15 protein-coding genes and 1 pseudogene are annotated in these 14,586 nt (G+C 62.5%); 7 read left to right on the top strand and 9 right to left on the bottom strand.

Translation table 11 applies throughout. From position 1 onward, the window contains the following. Together ACIOVF_RS11230 and ACIOVF_RS11225 are read left to right on the top strand one after the other, a co-directional pair. On the top strand, nt 1–395 hold a 395-nt coding region (locus tag ACIOVF_RS11230), incomplete at its 5' end, for a hypothetical protein (RefSeq protein WP_401289423.1). A 142-nt stretch (nt 396–537) separates the two neighbouring features. Continuing rightward, on the top strand, nt 538–1,431 hold the full coding sequence (locus tag ACIOVF_RS11225; RefSeq protein WP_401289420.1) for a formate/nitrite transporter family protein: 894 nt from the start codon (nt 538–540) through the stop codon (nt 1,429–1,431). Here the strand turns inward: ACIOVF_RS11225 and ACIOVF_RS11220 are convergent. Continuing rightward, the gene (locus ACIOVF_RS11220; RefSeq protein WP_045197868.1) at nt 1,428–2,528 is read right to left on the bottom strand and encodes an MBL fold metallo-hydrolase; all 1,101 of its coding nucleotides are present in this window, start codon (nt 2,526–2,528) and stop codon (nt 1,428–1,430) included. The genes ACIOVF_RS11225 and ACIOVF_RS11220 overlap by 4 nt on opposite strands. 129 nt (nt 2,529–2,657) lie before the next feature. Here ACIOVF_RS11220 and ACIOVF_RS11215 point away from each other — a divergent pair, with 129 nt between their 5' ends. Beyond that, nucleotides 2,658–3,731, top strand: a complete 1,074-nt coding sequence (locus ACIOVF_RS11215; protein ID WP_195885916.1) for a diguanylate cyclase — start codon at nt 2,658–2,660, stop codon at nt 3,729–3,731. 58 nt (nt 3,732–3,789) lie between these two features. Continuing rightward, a complete protein-coding gene (locus ACIOVF_RS11210) occupies nt 3,790–6,372 on the top strand; it encodes an EAL domain-containing protein (RefSeq protein ID WP_045197863.1) in 2,583 nt (860 codons plus the stop codon). Here the strand turns inward: ACIOVF_RS11210 and ACIOVF_RS11205 are convergent. Then, on the bottom strand, nt 6,369–6,950 hold the full coding sequence (locus tag ACIOVF_RS11205; RefSeq protein WP_401289417.1) for a TetR/AcrR family transcriptional regulator: 582 nt from the start codon (nt 6,948–6,950) through the stop codon (nt 6,369–6,371). The genes ACIOVF_RS11210 and ACIOVF_RS11205 overlap by 4 nt on opposite strands. A gap of 105 nt (nt 6,951–7,055) precedes the next feature. Between ACIOVF_RS11205 and ACIOVF_RS11200 the strand changes: the two genes are divergently transcribed. Next, complete coding sequence (locus tag ACIOVF_RS11200) at nt 7,056–8,498, top strand: amidase (protein ID WP_401289414.1); 1,443 nt, start codon at nt 7,056–7,058, stop codon at nt 8,496–8,498. Between the two features lie 34 nt (nt 8,499–8,532). Here ACIOVF_RS11200 and ACIOVF_RS11195 read toward each other — a convergent pair whose 3' ends face one another. Further along, entirely contained in the window at nt 8,533–8,856 is a 324-nt protein-coding gene (locus ACIOVF_RS11195) for a DUF2025 family protein (RefSeq protein WP_045197857.1), read from the bottom strand. Between the two features lie 189 nt (nt 8,857–9,045). Between ACIOVF_RS11195 and ACIOVF_RS11190 the strand changes: the two genes are divergently transcribed. Further along, the gene (locus ACIOVF_RS11190; RefSeq protein ID WP_045197854.1) at nt 9,046–10,260 is read left to right on the top strand and encodes an ATP-binding protein; all 1,215 of its coding nucleotides are present in this window, start codon (nt 9,046–9,048) and stop codon (nt 10,258–10,260) included. Between the two features lie 39 nt (nt 10,261–10,299). Next, nucleotides 10,300–10,515, top strand: a pseudogene (locus ACIOVF_RS11185) (SDR family oxidoreductase); the annotation flags it as partial. A 4-nt stretch (nt 10,516–10,519) separates the two neighbouring features. Here the strand turns inward: ACIOVF_RS11185 and ACIOVF_RS11180 are convergent. From ACIOVF_RS11180 to ACIOVF_RS11155, 6 genes are all read right to left on the bottom strand, one after another. Continuing rightward, the gene (locus ACIOVF_RS11180; RefSeq protein WP_045197850.1) at nt 10,520–11,389 is read right to left on the bottom strand and encodes an HlyD family secretion protein; all 870 of its coding nucleotides are present in this window, start codon (nt 11,387–11,389) and stop codon (nt 10,520–10,522) included. A gap of 11 nt (nt 11,390–11,400) precedes the next feature. Further along, a complete protein-coding gene (locus ACIOVF_RS11175) occupies nt 11,401–11,607 on the bottom strand; it encodes a DUF1656 domain-containing protein (protein ID WP_045197848.1) in 207 nt (68 codons plus the stop codon). Further along, nucleotides 11,594–13,582 (bottom strand): FUSC family protein, encoded by a 1,989-nt coding sequence (locus ACIOVF_RS11170; protein ID WP_093380218.1) that lies wholly within the window; start codon nt 13,580–13,582, stop codon nt 11,594–11,596. The genes ACIOVF_RS11175 and ACIOVF_RS11170 overlap by 14 nt, the downstream gene beginning before the upstream one ends. A 180-nt stretch (nt 13,583–13,762) precedes the next feature. Further along, on the bottom strand, nt 13,763–13,879 hold the full coding sequence (gene ccoM, locus ACIOVF_RS11165; RefSeq protein WP_010221102.1) for a cytochrome c oxidase subunit CcoM: 117 nt from the start codon (nt 13,877–13,879) through the stop codon (nt 13,763–13,765). A 134-nt stretch (nt 13,880–14,013) separates the two neighbouring features. Then, on the bottom strand, nt 14,014–14,178 hold the full coding sequence (locus tag ACIOVF_RS11160) for a hypothetical protein (protein WP_093380215.1): 165 nt from the start codon (nt 14,176–14,178) through the stop codon (nt 14,014–14,016). A 76-nt stretch (nt 14,179–14,254) separates the two neighbouring features. Further along, entirely contained in the window at nt 14,255–14,584 is a 330-nt protein-coding gene (locus tag ACIOVF_RS11155; protein WP_045197844.1) for a hypothetical protein, read from the bottom strand. Nucleotides 14,585–14,586: the final 2 nt, after the last annotated feature.

Genomic DNA, 14,586 nt, shown 5'->3' with positions numbered 1-14,586 from the left:
ACAAGCACCCACACGAATTGCTTGATTCAGTTGTTAAAGAGCGGTTGGTTAAGAGCTTTTCGTCTCAACCGAGGCGCGCATTCTACGCTTTCCTCAGGGCCTGTCAAGCGTTTATTTTGAAGTTTTTCGTTCAACTTCAACCACTTGACTCGCTGCGATCTCTCGTAGCGGGAGGCGAATTCTACAGCGTTTCAAACCGCTGTCAACTGCCTTTTTTCACCGCTGCCGATCTTTCGATCGAAGCACCTCCGGATGACCCTGGAACCGCTAACCCTTTGAAATTCAAGGAGTTTTCAGTTCCGACTGCGCCGGAAGTGGGGCGAATTATAGAGAGATCTGAGGGGGCGTCAAGGACTTATTTCAACTTTGTTTCAGCGGGGGCGTTTTGGCTATAAGCCACAAGCTTCAAGCTACAAGTAAAAGCAGTAACACCGCGCTCAACTTGAAGCTTGTAGCTTGCAGCTACCATCCTTTAAAGCAACTATTCAAAGCCGCGTTGATCTGTAGATAAGGCACCCTACAAGATGAGCCACCGCCATGAGTGAAGCGCAACGCGGCAAGACCCCGGGCCTGTCTGCAGACGAAGAGCAGGAAGTCAGCCACAACCAGCCGCCCCGCGCGGCGGTGCTACACGAGATCATCCGTTATCAGGGTGACCAGGAACTGGAGCGCACCATTGCCGCACTGTTCTGGTCGGCGCTGGCTGCCGGCCTGACCATGGGCCTGTCGCTGATGGCCATGGGGCTGTTCTATTCGCGCCTGCCGCAAGGCGACAGCAGCCAAGTGATTGCCAGCCTCGGCTACTCGGCCGGGTTTCTCGCGGTGATCCTCGCCCGCCAGCAACTGTTTACCGAAAACACCCTGACGGCGGTGTTGCCGGTAATGACCGAACCGACCGTGCGCAACTTCGGCCGCTTGCTGCGTTTATGGTCGGTGGTGCTGGTCGGTAACCTGGCCGGCACCATCCTGGTGTCCTACGTGATGCTCAACCTGCCGATCTTCGACAGCAAGACCGACGTCGCCTTTCTCGACGTTGGCCGCAAGGTGATGGAGAACGACCTGAACCAGATGTTCGCCAAGGGCATCATCTCGGGCTGGATGATCGCCACCATGGTGTGGATGATCCCGTCGATGGAGACTGCCAAGGTATGGATCATCCTGATGATCACCTACCTGATGGCCCTGGGTGATTTCACCCATATTGTTGTAGGCTCGGTGGAAGTTTCCTACCTGGTCTGGGCCGGAGAGATAAGCTGGGCGGCCTTCTGGCTGGACTTCGCAGCACCGACGCTGATCGGCAACATCATAGGCGGCAGCTTTATATTCGCCCTGATTAGCCACGCCCAAGTGCGCAGCGATAGCGGCAAGCCACCCTCCGCCCTGCCCCGCCGTGAGCAGCACAAACAACCGTCGGCAGACAAGGAGCCCTAGGGCTCGCGCGCCGCCAGCGCCCGCTCACCGCCCTTGCGTAATTCCCGTTGTGGCTTGGGCTGCCACCAGGCCGGCCCGCTGTGTGGCTGCTCGATACTGACCCGCTCGCCGATCTGCGGCGTGCTCAAAGGTACCTGCGCCGCGTTGGCCAGGGCCAGGATACGGTCGAAGGGTTCATGCCAGCTGTGGGTGGAGAGGTCGAAGGTGCTGTTATGAATCGGCAACAGCCAGCGCCCGCGCAGGTCGAGGTGCGCCTGCAGGCTTTGCTCGGGCTGCATGTGTACATCAGGCCAATTGACGTTGTAGGCGCCGGTTTCGATCAGGGTCAGGTCAAAGGGACCGTACTGCCTGCCGATTTCCTTGAAGCCGTCGAAATAGCCGGTATCGCCACTGAAGAACACTTTCAGCTGGTCATCGATCATCACCCAGGAGGCCCACAGGGTGCTGTTGCTGTCGAACAGGCCGCGGCCAGAAAAATGCTGCGCCGGGGTGGCGACAAATCGCACACCTTCGACGCTGGTTTCCTGCCACCAATCCAGCTGCCTGACCTTGGCCGCCGGTACGCCCCAGCCGATCAGAATATCGCCCACCCCCAAAGGCGCAATAAAGTGCTCGGCGCTAACGGCCAGTTGGCGTATGGCCTGCTCGTCGAGGTGGTCAAAGTGGTCATGGGAGAGGATCACCGCGGTCAACGGCGGCAACTCCTCGAGTTTCAGCGGTGGCGGGTGAAAGCGCAGGGGCCCGGCCCATTGCACCGGCGAGGCGCGCTCGGCGAACACCGGGTCGGTAATGAAGAAGCGCTCGCGCAGTTTCAGCAATACCGTGGAATGCCCCAGGCGCCAGACGCTGTGGTCCGGGGCCTCGAGCAACTGCTGGCGGCTCAGTGGCTGCACGGCGATGCTGACACTGGGGCGGGTATCGGCGGGCTTTTTCAGGAACAGGTACTTGAGGCCGATACGCAGTTTTTTCATCACCCCGTCCTGGGGCAACTGCGCCTGGTTGCGATAACGCCCATCCTGGCGTTGCGCCGGTTCACCGGCCTGGGGAGTCAGCGGGGCCATGAGCAGAAACACTCCAAGGATGAAGGTAAGTTTCATGGTACCCCACAGTGATTGCATCAACCGTGAAATGGCTTGTAAGGCCATTTTTCAACAGCCTGCGATTGTTCAACAATATTGACAGCATTTATGCGATAAACGGCGCCCCGGAACAGACCAGCATCCATGATGGAAAAGAAAAACGGCAAGGGACTTTCATTTGTACAGCGGATCTACCTGCCGCGCATCATCGGCCTGGGGATCGGCATGCTCAGCGTTATGGCCGGGATTTCCAGCCTGCCGGTGCCCGCCTGGGTATGGGGCCTGCTGCTGTTCAACGGCCTGGTGTGGCCGCACCTGGCTTATCAGATTGCCTTGCGCGCCAAGGTTCCGTATCACGCCGAGTACCGCAACCTGCAACTGGACTCGCTGATGGGCGGGTTCTGGACCGCCACCCTGCAGTTCAATCCCCTGCCCAGCGTGACCATCCTGGCGATGATGGCCATGAACAACTTCGCTGCCGGCGGCCAGCGCCTGTTCATCAAGGGCCTGCTGATCCAGGGCCTGGGCATGCTGCTGTCGATGGCCCTGTTCGGCCCCGGGCTGCAATTGCATGCCAGCACCCTGCAGGTCTATGCCTGCCTGCCGATGCTGACCCTGTATCCCATGGCCGTTGGCTGGGTCTGCTACCGCCTGGCGATGAAGCTGTCTGAGCACAAGCGCCGGCTAAGCGCCCTGAGCCGCACCGACAGCCTCACCGGCCTGCTCAATCACGGCTCGTGGAAGGACCTGCTGCAGCTCAAGTTCCAGATCTGCCAGCAGCAAGGCCGCGAGGCGGTGATCGCGATCATCGATATTGACCATTTCAAGGCCATCAACGACACCTACGGCCATGTGGTCGGCGATTGCGTCCTGCACCAGTTGAGCAACGAGCTCAAACGCACCCTGCGCGAAGATGACCTGGCCGGACGCTACGGCGGTGACGAGTTCTGCGTGATTCTGCCGGATACCCGCATGGAACACGCCAGTCAGGCCATGGAACGCCTGCGCGAGCGGGTTGGCAGCTACCGCAACCCGCAACTGCCGGAGCTGCGCATCAGCCTCAGTATCGGCCTGGCCAGTTGCAGCGCGGCCCTGCCCGACCCGGAAGCCTGGCTCAACGAGGCCGACAAAGCCCTGTACTGCGCGAAGAAAGCCGGGCGTAACCAGGTCAATTTCGCCCATTCGGACCTCAGCGCGCTGAAGCTGGCCTATCCTGACTGAACGTTCGTCCTTGCGGTACGGCCGCAGGGATGCTGCTTCATTAAGGAACAGCTCGCGTATGGACAGGATTGCCGATGTTCCGCCAGCCAGCCAGCGCCCTAGCCTGCAGACGCGCAAGCTTATTGCCGCGATTGCCGCGTTGTTCGCCCTGGCCTGCCTGATCGCCCTGGGGGCATTGTTCAACATCGCCACCACGCTCAATGCCAACGAGCGGGAAAAAAGCAGTTTCTACGCCCATAAAGCCCTGGACCAGCGCCTGGAGTCGTCGCGCCAGTTTCTCTCCAGCTACGCGGTATGGAACGCCGCTTACGAGCACCTCAATGCCAGCCCCGACCTGCATTGGGCCTATGACGAGAAGAACGTCGGCGATTCGCTGTACACCGCCAGCGGCTACGAAGGGGTGTTCGTCGTCGATGACCAAACCACCAAATACGCCCTGTTCAAAGGCCAGTTGAGCAAGGCGCCAGCGAGCACCTATATAGAGAACCCGCTGGGCCCGATTATCGCCAAGGCGCGCAAAGTTGCAGCCGAGCGCCAGCAGATCACCGAGCATGTGTTGTTCAACGGCTGGCCCGCCGTGCTGGTTGCCGCCGCCATTCGCCCGGACGACGAGGTGCTGAGCATCGACCCGCAAACCACCTCGGTCATGCTCTTCGTCGATCAGCTGACCCCGGAAAAACTCACCCGCCTGGGCACCGGTGTCGGCCTTGCCGGCATGCACATCGAAAAAGCCGACGCGCCGCTGGCGGACCAGCCCAGCCTGATGCTCGGCGACACCGGCTACCGGCTCGACTGGATCACCCCGCGCCCTGGCGACCAACTGCTCTGGGCCGTGTTGCCGCCGCTGCTTGGCGCCATGCTGGTGCTGGGCCTGCTGATGGTGTACTTCTTCCGCTATGCCCTGCGCACTTCACGGCAAATCGATGCCAACCTGCGCCGCCTGCAAGCCAGCAACCTGGCGTTGGAAGCCAGCGAGCAACGCTTTCGCGCCGTGGCCGAGGCGGCCTCGGACTGGATCTGGGAAACCGACCGCCATCACCGCCTCAGCTACCTGTCCCAGCGCTTCGTCGCCGTGACCGGTTTTCAGAGTGAAGACTGGCTGGGCCAGCCGCTCAATCAATTGCTCAGTTGCGAGACCACGCCGCTGATCCAGTGGCTCGACAACCAGGCCGATTCCGACTCGCAGCAGGTCGCCAACCTGCGCTGCGCCTACCGCGACCATACCGGCCAGGTGCGCTTCTGCCGGGTCTCGGCGCGCTCGATCGTGTTCGATGGCAAGCTGGTCGGCTATCGCGGCACCGCCAGCGACATTACCGATGAGGTGGCGGCCCATGCGCGCATCCAGCACCTGTCGATGCACGACGCGCTGACGGGCCTGGCCAACCGCAACAAGCTCTCACGCTTTCTTGATCAGGCATTGCTCAAGGGCCAGGACGCCACTCCATTGACCTTGCTGTTGCTTGACCTGGACAGCTTCAAGCCGATCAACGATTCCCTCGGCCACGCTGCCGGCGACGCCGTGCTGCTTGAGGTAGCCGCGCGCCTGCGCGAGTCGACCCGCGACGGCGACCTGGTGGCGCGGCTGGGTGGCGACGAGTTCGTGCTGGTGATGAACGGCATGGACAGCCGCAACGAAATCGACCGCTTTTGCGCGCGCTTGATCGACAGCCTGCACCAGCCGATCTACTTCGAAGAACAGGCCCTGCACATCGGCGCCAGCCTCGGTGTGGCGCAAACGCGCCTGCAGGGCTTCGATGCCGGCGAGCTGATCCGCTGCGCCGACATCGCCCTGTACCAGGCCAAGGCCGAGGGCAAGAACACCTGGCGTTACTTCTCGCCAGAGATGAACGAGCAGATCCAGTACCGCCGTCAATTGGAAAACGACTTGCGCAAGGCGCTGAAAAACAACGAGTTCATCCTTCACTACCAGCCCCGCTACCGCCTCGAGACCCTCGAGATCGTCTCGGTCGAGGCCTTGGTGCGCTGGCAGCATCCAGTCGAGGGTCTATTAGGCCCGGACACCTTCATCCCCTTGGCCGAGCAGACCGACCTGATCGTGCCCCTGGGCCGCTGGGTGCTACGCGAAGCCTGTGAAACCGCGCGCAACTGGCCGGCCGGCCTGCTGGTTTCGGTCAACCTTTCGCCTGCGCAGTTCTCGCGCAGCGACGTGGTCAGGGATGTTCACCAGATTCTGGTCGAGACCGGCTTCCCGGCCCAGCGCCTGGAACTGGAGATCACCGAGAACGTGATGCTCAACGATATCGAAGGTGCGCTGGGCACCATGAATGCACTCAAGGAACTGGGCGTGCGCCTGAACATGGATGACTTCGGCACCGGTTACTCGTCGCTGGGCTACCTGCGTACCTACCCGTTCGACAGCATCAAGATCGACAAGCGCTTCATCGCCGGGCTCAGCAGCGATGGCAACGACCGCGCCGTGGTGCAGGCGATCATCAACCTGGGCAAGGCCATGGGCCTGACCGTGACCGCCGAAGGGGTGGAGACCGAGCAGCAACTCAAGGCCCTGGGCAAGGAGCAATGCCACGAGGTGCAGGGCTACTACCTGAGCAAACCGATCGACAAACTGGCTTTCGAGGCGCTGCTGCAATCTGCCGACAACAACCGCGCCAGCGTCTCCTAGGCCGCAGGTAACCCCAACCGCGCCCGCACCAGCTTGAGCAGGTTCGGCCCGACCTGGTCGAAGCCCTTGTTCTGCGCAACGATCTGTACCCCCTCAAGCAGCAGGGTCAGTTCGAACGCTGCCTGCTGCGGTTCGACCATCGCTGCCTCTTTGCACAAGCGCACCAGGCGCGCCGCCTGACGACGCTTGTGCGCCTCGATCAACTCGCGTGCCGGGCTGTCACACACCGGCAACTCCGCCAGGGTGTTGGTATAGGCGCAGCCACGGTGCGAAGACAGCAGCGGTTCCTGGACCAGGAATTCGGCAAATCCGAGGATCTGTCGCGTCGGCTGGCCGTTGAACTGTTCGGCCAGGCGCGCCCATAGTTCATCGTATTCGGCCATCAACAGACGCAACCACTCCACTACCAGCACGTCCTTGGATTCGAAATGCCGGTACACGGTCATCTTGGTGGTTTCTGCCTTGGCAGCAATGGCATCGACGGTGACGCGGCTGATGCCCTCGTTGAAAAACAGCTCGTGGGCGGCATCCAGGACCCGCTCGCGCGGGGGCAAGCGGGCGATTCGTTGCGAACGCATGGGCAGACTCCGGTTGACGACGATACTAATCAGTATCACTCTATACTCTTGAGTATCGCTCGATACCCATCGGTATTTTATCGTCAATTGCCCCGGGAGTGCGCAATGAAGGTGAGTGAATATGTGCAATTCGATGCCATTGGCCTGGCCGAGCTGATTGCTCGAAGGCAAGTCAGTGCCGTTGAAGTGCAGGCGGCGGCGCGACAGGCCATCGCCAACGTCGAACCCCGGCTCAATGCGCTGGCTGAACATTGGCACGACGAACCTCTGCCAAGCGCTGCTGAAGGTCCGTTGTATGGCGTGCCGTTTCTGATCAAGGACCTGGCGATCAGCATGCAGGGCCGTGCTCATGAGTTCGGCAGCCGCCTGGCCCAGGGCACCGGCAGCACTGCCGACTCGTTCCTGATGCAGCGGTTTCGCCGCGCAGGATTGCTCACCCTGGGGCGCACTACCGTCCCGGAACTGGCGATCAGCACCACCACCGAATCGCGCCTGTGCGGCCCGACCCGCAACCCCTGGGACCTGAACCGCAGCGCCGGTGGCTCCAGCGGCGGTTCGGCAGCAGCGGTAGCCAGCGCCATGGTGCCGGTGGCCCATGCCACCGATGGCGGCGGTTCGATCCGGGTGCCGGCTGCAGCCTGCGGCTTGTTTGGCTTGAAGCCCAGCCGCGGGTTGATCTCCATGGGGCCGTTCCTGGACGAGGCCTGGAACGGCCTGGCGGTACAGGGGGTGCTCAGCCGTTCGGTGCGTGACAGCGCCCTGCTGCTCGATTGCATGGCCGGGGCAGAACCCGGTGACCCGTTCCAGGTGGCGCCAGCACAGGGCAGTTACCTGAGTGCGCTCAAGCAAGCGCCTGGGCCGTTGAAAATTGCCGTGCAGTTGCATCCGCTCAATGGCCAGCGCAGCGATCCGCTGATGCTCGAGGCGCTACAGGGCCTGGTCCGCACCCTTGAAGGTCTTGGCCACCGGTGCGAGCAGGTAGACCTGGACATCGGCCTGTCGTGGGATGCTTTTGTCGAGATGAACGCGCGCTTCTGGGCCAGCAATACCGCAGCCTGGCTGGACGCATTGAGTGCCCAGACGGGTCGCCCGCTCGATGCTGACTGGCTTGAACCGGCAACCTTGGCGCTTAACCGTTACGGCCAGGCGCTGCCGGCTACCGACCTGCTGGCGGCGATGGACCAGCGCAATCAGGTCAGCCGGCAACTGGGCGGGTTCTTCAAGCGTTTTGACCTGTTGCTGAGCCCGACCCTGAGCCAGTTGCCGCCGGTGATCGGCGCCTACAACGCCGGCCAGGAACAGCTCGACGGGTTGGGCTGGATGCATCGGGTGTTCAACCACTCGCCTTTCACCGCCCTGGCCAACATCTGCGGTACGCCGTCGATGTCGCTGCCGCTGTATCAGGATCCGGCCAGCGGCTTGCCGGTGGGTATGCAGTTTACCGCCGGGGCTGCGGGGGAGCGCCTGCTGCTGAGCCTGGCCGGGCAACTGGAGCAGGCGTTGCCCTGGCGGGGGCGCACCCCGCCGGTCTGGGCGGCGCATAGTTGAAAAGCACCGCCGGCAACGCCGGCGATGTGGCCGCTCAGGCCCGCAGCCGTCGCTGCGCGGCGATCTCCGGCAAATCCTTGCGGCGCAGGTAAACCCGCAGCGGCTCGGTCACATTCAACCGTTCATCGACGTTCTGCGCCAGAAGAATCTCGATCAAGGCTCGGCTCAAGGTCATGACCTCGGCCTCGGCGGCCTGCCAGACGAATTCGTTGCTCGGGGTGATGCTATCGTCAGCCACGTCCATGCCGAACGAGTCTTCGCTGAAACGCACGATGTGCTTGCCAAGCTTGCGATGAAAGCCGACAAAGCCCTTGAGCTGGTCAGCAGCGGCGCAGATGTCCTGGGATGTGATGTGCATGTCAAACCTCACTTGAAAAAGGGGATTGGCACGCTGGGCGATAGGGGTTGCGCTCTGGCGGGCAACTCGGGGATCAAGGTTAATGGAAATTCATCGCATTCGGTAAAGGATTTTTTTACCCAAGCGGCAGTTGCTCGCTAGACTTATCTTTCTCAACGCCTTCCAGTAGTCAGCGAACGTGGATGATTCATGAGCACCGCCGTCACTTCCGATATCGCCACGATCAGCCGAATCAACGCAGTACCGGCCATCCTGCAGGTGATCTGCGAGACCACCGGCTTGCGTTTCGCCGCCGTCGCCCGGGTCACCGACAGCAGCTGGACGGCCTGCGCGGTGCTCGACTCGCTGGGCTTTGGCTTGGAGGTCGGCGGCGAACTCGACCTGATCACCACCCTGTGTCACGAGATCCGCGCCAGCCACCAGACCATCGTGATCGACAAGGCCAGCGAAGACGAGCTGTACTGCAACCACCACACCCCGCGTATCTACAAGTTCGAAAGCTATATTTCGGTGCCGGTGTTTCGCACCGACGGCAGCTTCTTCGGCACCATCTGCGCCCTCGACCCATTGCCGGCCAATCTCAAGGGCAGCGCCATCCAGCCGATGATGGAGTCCTTCGCCCGCCTGCTGTCGATCCAGATCGAAAGCGAAGAGAACGCCCAGCAAACCGAACAGGCCCTGGAAGAAGAACGCGCCATCGCCGACTTGCGTGAACAGTTCATCGCCGTGCTCGGCCACGACCTGCGCAATCCGCTGTTCGCCATCACCGCCGGTGCCGAACTGCTCAGCCAGCGCCTGCAGGACGAAAAAAGCCGCGCCATCGCCCAGCACATCCTGACCTGTGGCCGGCGCGCCAACCAGCTGGTCCGCGATGTCCTGGATTTTGCCCGTGGCCGCCTGGGCAACGGCATCATGATCAACGTCCAACCCTGCCCGGATCTGGCCGACGCCCTCAGCCACGTGGCTTCGGAGCTGCAACGGGTGCATCCGCAGCGCTTGATTCGGCTGAACATCGGCGATCTCGGCGACATCCAATGCGACCGTGAACGGGTCACCCAATTGCTGTCCAACCTGATTGCCAACGCCCTCACCCACGGCGCCGCCGACAGCCCGGTAAATGTCATGGCCGATATCCGCGAGCGGGTGTTCGTCCTCGGTGTGCACAACCTCGGTGAACCGATTGCACCCCAGGTGATGGCGCAGTTGTTCCAGCCCTTTTCACGGCCACGCGATGATGCGCCGCAACCCGGCCTGGGCCTGGGCCTGTATATCGCCAACCAGATTGCCCTGGCCCACGGCGGGCGCATGGAGGTGGTGTCGAGCGCCGAAGCCGGTACGCTGTTTACCTTTCGCTTGCCGCTTGATCGAGTGGTGCCTGAAGCAACTGCGCCAGCCAGTCCATGAATGCCCGCACCCGTTGCGGCAGGTGTAGTTGCCCGGCGTAGAGTAATGACACCGGCATCGGGGGCGATCGAAACCGATTTCGGCGGCGTGGTACGCGACAACACCGAGGTCAATGACTTTATCGCCGGCAACACCGCCCTGGGCAGGGTCGGCCTGCCGGTCGATATCGGCGCCGCGGTTGCCCTGTTGCTTGGCGATGGCGGCGGCTGGATTACCGGCCAGCGTCTGGAAGTCTCCGGCGGCATGTTTCTTTAAGCGCTCAGCGCTGCACTTGGTCCTCGCGCACCTGCACACTGGCGGTCATGCCGGCGCTGAGGTTGACCCCTTCAGGTACCTGATCAAGCTTGATCCGCACCGGAATGCGCTGGGCCAGGCGCACCCAGTTGAAGGTCGGTTCTACTTCGGCGAGCAACTGGCTGTCGGGGTTGGCGTTGCGGTCGGTGATGCCGCGGCTGATGCTCTCGACATGCCCCTGCATCGGCTCGCCAGCGCTCATCAGCCAGACCTTGACCGGGTCACCGACGCGGATGCGTGGCAGCTTGGTCTCTTCGAAGTAGGCCTGGACGTAGAAGGTCGAGTCGTCCACCAGGGCCATCACCGCCTGCCCGGCATTGACGTAGTTGCCTTCGGCCAGGCGCAGGTTGGTGATATGGCCGCTGCGCGGCGCCTTGACCTGGCTGCGCGCCAGGTTGATGGCCGCGACCTTGACCTCGGCCAACGCTTCGCGCAATTCGCCACGGGCAACGGCGGCGTTGATCTGGGCATTTTCGCGCAGTTCCGCGCTGATCGCCTGGGGGCCGAGGGCGGCACGGCGCGAGGCTTCGTGTTCGCGCAGGCGCAGTTGTTGCTGGCGGGTTTCGGCCACGGCGTTGGCTTTGTCCAGGGCGGCCTCGAAGCGGTCACGGTCGATCGACATGAGCAACTCGCCGGCCTTGACCTGCTGGTTGTCACGCACCTTCAGCTCACGTACCCAGCCAGATACGTCCGGGGCAATGATCACCACGTCGGCGCGAATCTTCGCATCACGGGTCCAGGGCGTGAGCATGTAGTACTGCCAGAGCTTCCAGCCGGCAAAAATCGCCACCGCCACCAGGCACAGGGTTACTGCGATACGTACAGCAGCACGCATGGTCACACTCCTTATAACGGCCCCAGCACGTGGGTCACCAGGGTCAGAATACAAACGAACAGCGCGCAGTCGAACAACGCCTCATGCCAGACCCAGCGCCCCAACGGCGTGTAGCGCAACAACAGGCGCAACACCCCGGTCAGCAGCAAGGCCAACAACACATACAGCAGAAACGGACTGAGCAACACACCGCCCAGCGCCCATTCACGCAAGCCCATGGATTTCCTCCTGTCGACGGCACCACTTGCCCCAGCTCTTCTGCAATTGCAGCACAGCACCGATGGCCAGGCGCAGCGGGTCACTCGAAGGCACGCTCTGCAGTGCGTCGATGAACTGCTCGCTGGCCGCATCCAGGCGCTGGCCACGCCCCGGGGCCGGGCCGCTGGCCAATACTGATTCAAGTTGTTGCAGGTACTGGCGCTCAGCCGCCGCTACCGGCGCCTGGGCGACTGCCAGGCACATGCGCAGGTGCAGTAGCTCGTCGCCGATATCCAGGCCGTGCAGGCCATCGTCCCAACGCCCGCGCTCCTGTTCGGGCAAGGCGCCGTAGTGCCGGGCCAGTTGCAACAGGCGATCGGCCATGCGTCCACCAAACCAGCTGTCGGCGCCGCGCAGGTCGCGGCGGGTCAGGCGCACCAGGTCGCTTTGGGTGGCAGCGCGGAGGCGTTTGCCATGCCAGGCCGGGTTGCGCAGCACCAGCAACTTGAACGCCAGCACTGCGGCGCCGACACCCATGAGCATGGCCTGGGCGCTGTTGAAGAAGTTGGCGACATCGAAACTCATGACATTGAGCGGCGCCACCAGCACGATAAAGTGCAGGCAATAAGAAGTAGCGGTGGCGCCAATACGCGGATTGGCCATGCCCAGGGCGCCAAAGAACAGCGGCACGCCCATGGCCAGGCAGAGCATGGCAAAACCGCTGAGCTCCGGCAGGAGGATCTGCCCGACCACGAACGCCACCGGTATCGCCAACAGTATCCCGCGCAAAAAACTCATGCCGATCTGCGCGCCATTCTCGCGGCTGGCGAACAAGCTGCAGACCACGCAGGTCAGCACCAGGCCACCGGGGGCAGCTTGCCAGGCAGTGGCCAACCAGAAGCTGGCCATGGCCAGGAACGCCAGGGCGCTGCGCGAGCCGAACAGCAGCGCCAGCGATACGTCGCGGTGAACCGCCAGGCTGTCGGGCACATCGACGGCCGGCTTGCCCTCCTCTACCCCACGCAGGGCCAGGGTCGCGGCCATGGCGTTGTCCAGCAGCAAGGTCAGGCGCGCAAGGCAGTAATGCTCGGCGGAGCTGATTTGCTCATCGTGGGCTGCATCCCAGACGCGCTGGCGCAACAGCAACAGGCTGGCCTGGTCGGGGCTGGCCAGCAGCGCCTGAACCTCTTCCAGCCACGGCGCCAGGTGCTGCGCCTGCTGTTCATCCAGTTGCCGCCATTGCCGGCGCACCGAACGGGAAATGCGCAGCAGCACCAGCAGTTTCTGGCTCAGCCCGCGAATCGCCCGGGCGCGCTGACGGCCGAGGCTGCCTTCGAACCAGGCATGTTCACGCTGGGAATCCACCGCCACGATGCGCCCGAGAATCTCCAGCAGGCCCTTGCGCCCCTGTTCTTCACCACTCAAGGCGGCGCTGGCGGCCTGCAGCCCGCTTTGCCAGGCCTGGCGCGCCTGCCCGCTCAGCTGTTGCTCGACGCGCATCGGCCAGAGCAAGGCGCTGGTGGCCGTAGCGCAGACAATCCCCAGGCAGATTTCGGTACAGCGTGCCACCGCCTGGTCGAACACCAGCAGCGGATGGTTGATGGCCGGCAAAGCGATGATTGCCACGGTGTAACCGGCCAGCACGAACGAATAAGCCCAGGCACTGCGCAGCAAGGTCGAGCAGGCGGTGCACAGCGCCAGCCACAAGGCCAGGGCGAACAGGAACAGCCACGGGGTCTGGGCGAAGGCGCCAATGAACAGCACCGACATGACCGTGCCGACCAGGGTGCCGAGCAGGCGCGCCAGGCCCTTCTGCACCACCATCCCCGACAGCGGCTGGGCAACGATGAACGCGGTCATCAGTGCCCAGGCCGGCTGCTCAAGCCCCCAGCGCAGCGCCAGCCACAGGGCCAGGCCGCCACCAAGCAGGGTTTTGAGGGCAAATTGCACAGCGGTTTTGTTTGGCGCCAGCAGGGCCTGCAACGTGATGGGCACGGGACGCACCTTGAACGACGGTGTAGTTAAGATAGTCAGGATGAAGCGAGAAGTTCAGGGCTTAATTATTAGCTAGCTAACTATTAATAGTCCAGAGGAGCTGAAAGGTTTTTTCACCAGACAAAAAAATGGGCGACCGAAGTCGCCCTAAATGCCTTGCGTGCTCGTGACTGGAAAGGATCAGCGCTCTTTGCGCTTGTTCGAGTCTTTCCAGATGAATATTCCGAATCCGACGAAGAACATCAGCATCAGACCGACCGTAATCACTCCAGCGATAACCACATTATCGAAGAACATGTCGGCCTCCATTCGCCTGAACCTGTCCGATGGGCTTAAGGTAGCGAATGGTTCGGGGGAGGAAATTGACCGAGGTCAATAGCGCCCGGAACCGGGCGCGCAAGGCGGGTGCAGGCTTGACCTGCATCAAGTTTTCAACGCTTCTTGGGTTTGCCCTTGGGCTTTTTCTTCTTGGCCTTGCCCAGCGGCATGGCCTGCTCGAACGCCTGACGAACTTCGTTCAGACGCTTTTCATTGAGGTCGTGGACCCGGCGTGCACGTTCGGCACCGAGGTCGATCAGGTTGTTTTCTTGGCTCATGGCGGGCTCGGAAAGCTGACTGCAGTGCTGCAATCATGAAGGCTGCAGCCGGCGCTGACCAGTGGCGCTTGTATCTTCAGACTTCGATGTCCACCAGCAGCCCCTGGCGCGGCTGCTCACCCATCAAGGGTGCCACCGGCACGGTGTTGTCGGCGTTGACTTCATCGCCGGGCAACGCCTGGTACAGCTCTTCGTCCTGGCTCGACGGGCGTCGGCGCTGCTGGCGACGCTGCTCTTCGCGCAAAAGGATCGCTGCCTGCTCCGGGTCACGCTGCTTGAGGTCAATGGTACTGTCGCTGGAGCTTGGCTGCGCCGGGACCACGGGCTTGATGTCTGGCGTCGGCTTTACCGGGTCCAGTTGTTGTGTCACCGGTGCAGCACTGAGCGGGATGAGGGGCGGCAGCATGG

The organism is Pseudomonas sp. NPDC087612 (assembly GCF_044743505.1).
Classification (GTDB): Bacteria; Pseudomonadota; Gammaproteobacteria; order Pseudomonadales; family Pseudomonadaceae; genus Aquipseudomonas.
Note: the sequence above shows the minus strand (reverse complement) of the source record. Positions and strands in the feature narration are given on the sequence as shown.

Coding starts and splice junctions, on each gene's coding strand:
- ACIOVF_RS11155 (WP_045197844.1), bottom strand. CDS start 14,584: ATGCTGCCGCCCCTCATCCCGCTCAGTGCTGCACCGGTGACACAACAA.
- ACIOVF_RS11220 (WP_045197868.1), bottom strand. CDS start 2,528: ATGAAACTTACCTTCATCCTTGGAGTGTTTCTGCTCATGGCCCCGCTG.
- ACIOVF_RS11180 (WP_045197850.1), bottom strand. CDS start 11,389: ATGCGTGCTGCTGTACGTATCGCAGTAACCCTGTGCCTGGTGGCGGTG.
- ACIOVF_RS11205 (WP_401289417.1), bottom strand. CDS start 6,950: ATGCGTTCGCAACGAATCGCCCGCTTGCCCCCGCGCGAGCGGGTCCTG.
- ACIOVF_RS11175 (WP_045197848.1), bottom strand. CDS start 11,607: ATGGGCTTGCGTGAATGGGCGCTGGGCGGTGTGTTGCTCAGTCCGTTT.
- ACIOVF_RS11200 (WP_401289414.1), top strand. CDS start 7,056: ATGAAGGTGAGTGAATATGTGCAATTCGATGCCATTGGCCTGGCCGAG.
- ACIOVF_RS11160 (WP_093380215.1), bottom strand. CDS start 14,178: ATGAGCCAAGAAAACAACCTGATCGACCTCGGTGCCGAACGTGCACGC.
- ACIOVF_RS11215 (WP_195885916.1), top strand. CDS start 2,658: ATGGAAAAGAAAAACGGCAAGGGACTTTCATTTGTACAGCGGATCTAC.
- ccoM (WP_010221102.1), bottom strand. CDS start 13,879: ATGTTCTTCGATAATGTGGTTATCGCTGGAGTGATTACGGTCGGTCTG.
- ACIOVF_RS11190 (WP_045197854.1), top strand. CDS start 9,046: ATGAGCACCGCCGTCACTTCCGATATCGCCACGATCAGCCGAATCAAC.
- ACIOVF_RS11210 (WP_045197863.1), top strand. CDS start 3,790: ATGGACAGGATTGCCGATGTTCCGCCAGCCAGCCAGCGCCCTAGCCTG.
- ACIOVF_RS11225 (WP_401289420.1), top strand. CDS start 538: ATGAGTGAAGCGCAACGCGGCAAGACCCCGGGCCTGTCTGCAGACGAA.
- ACIOVF_RS11195 (WP_045197857.1), bottom strand. CDS start 8,856: ATGCACATCACATCCCAGGACATCTGCGCCGCTGCTGACCAGCTCAAG.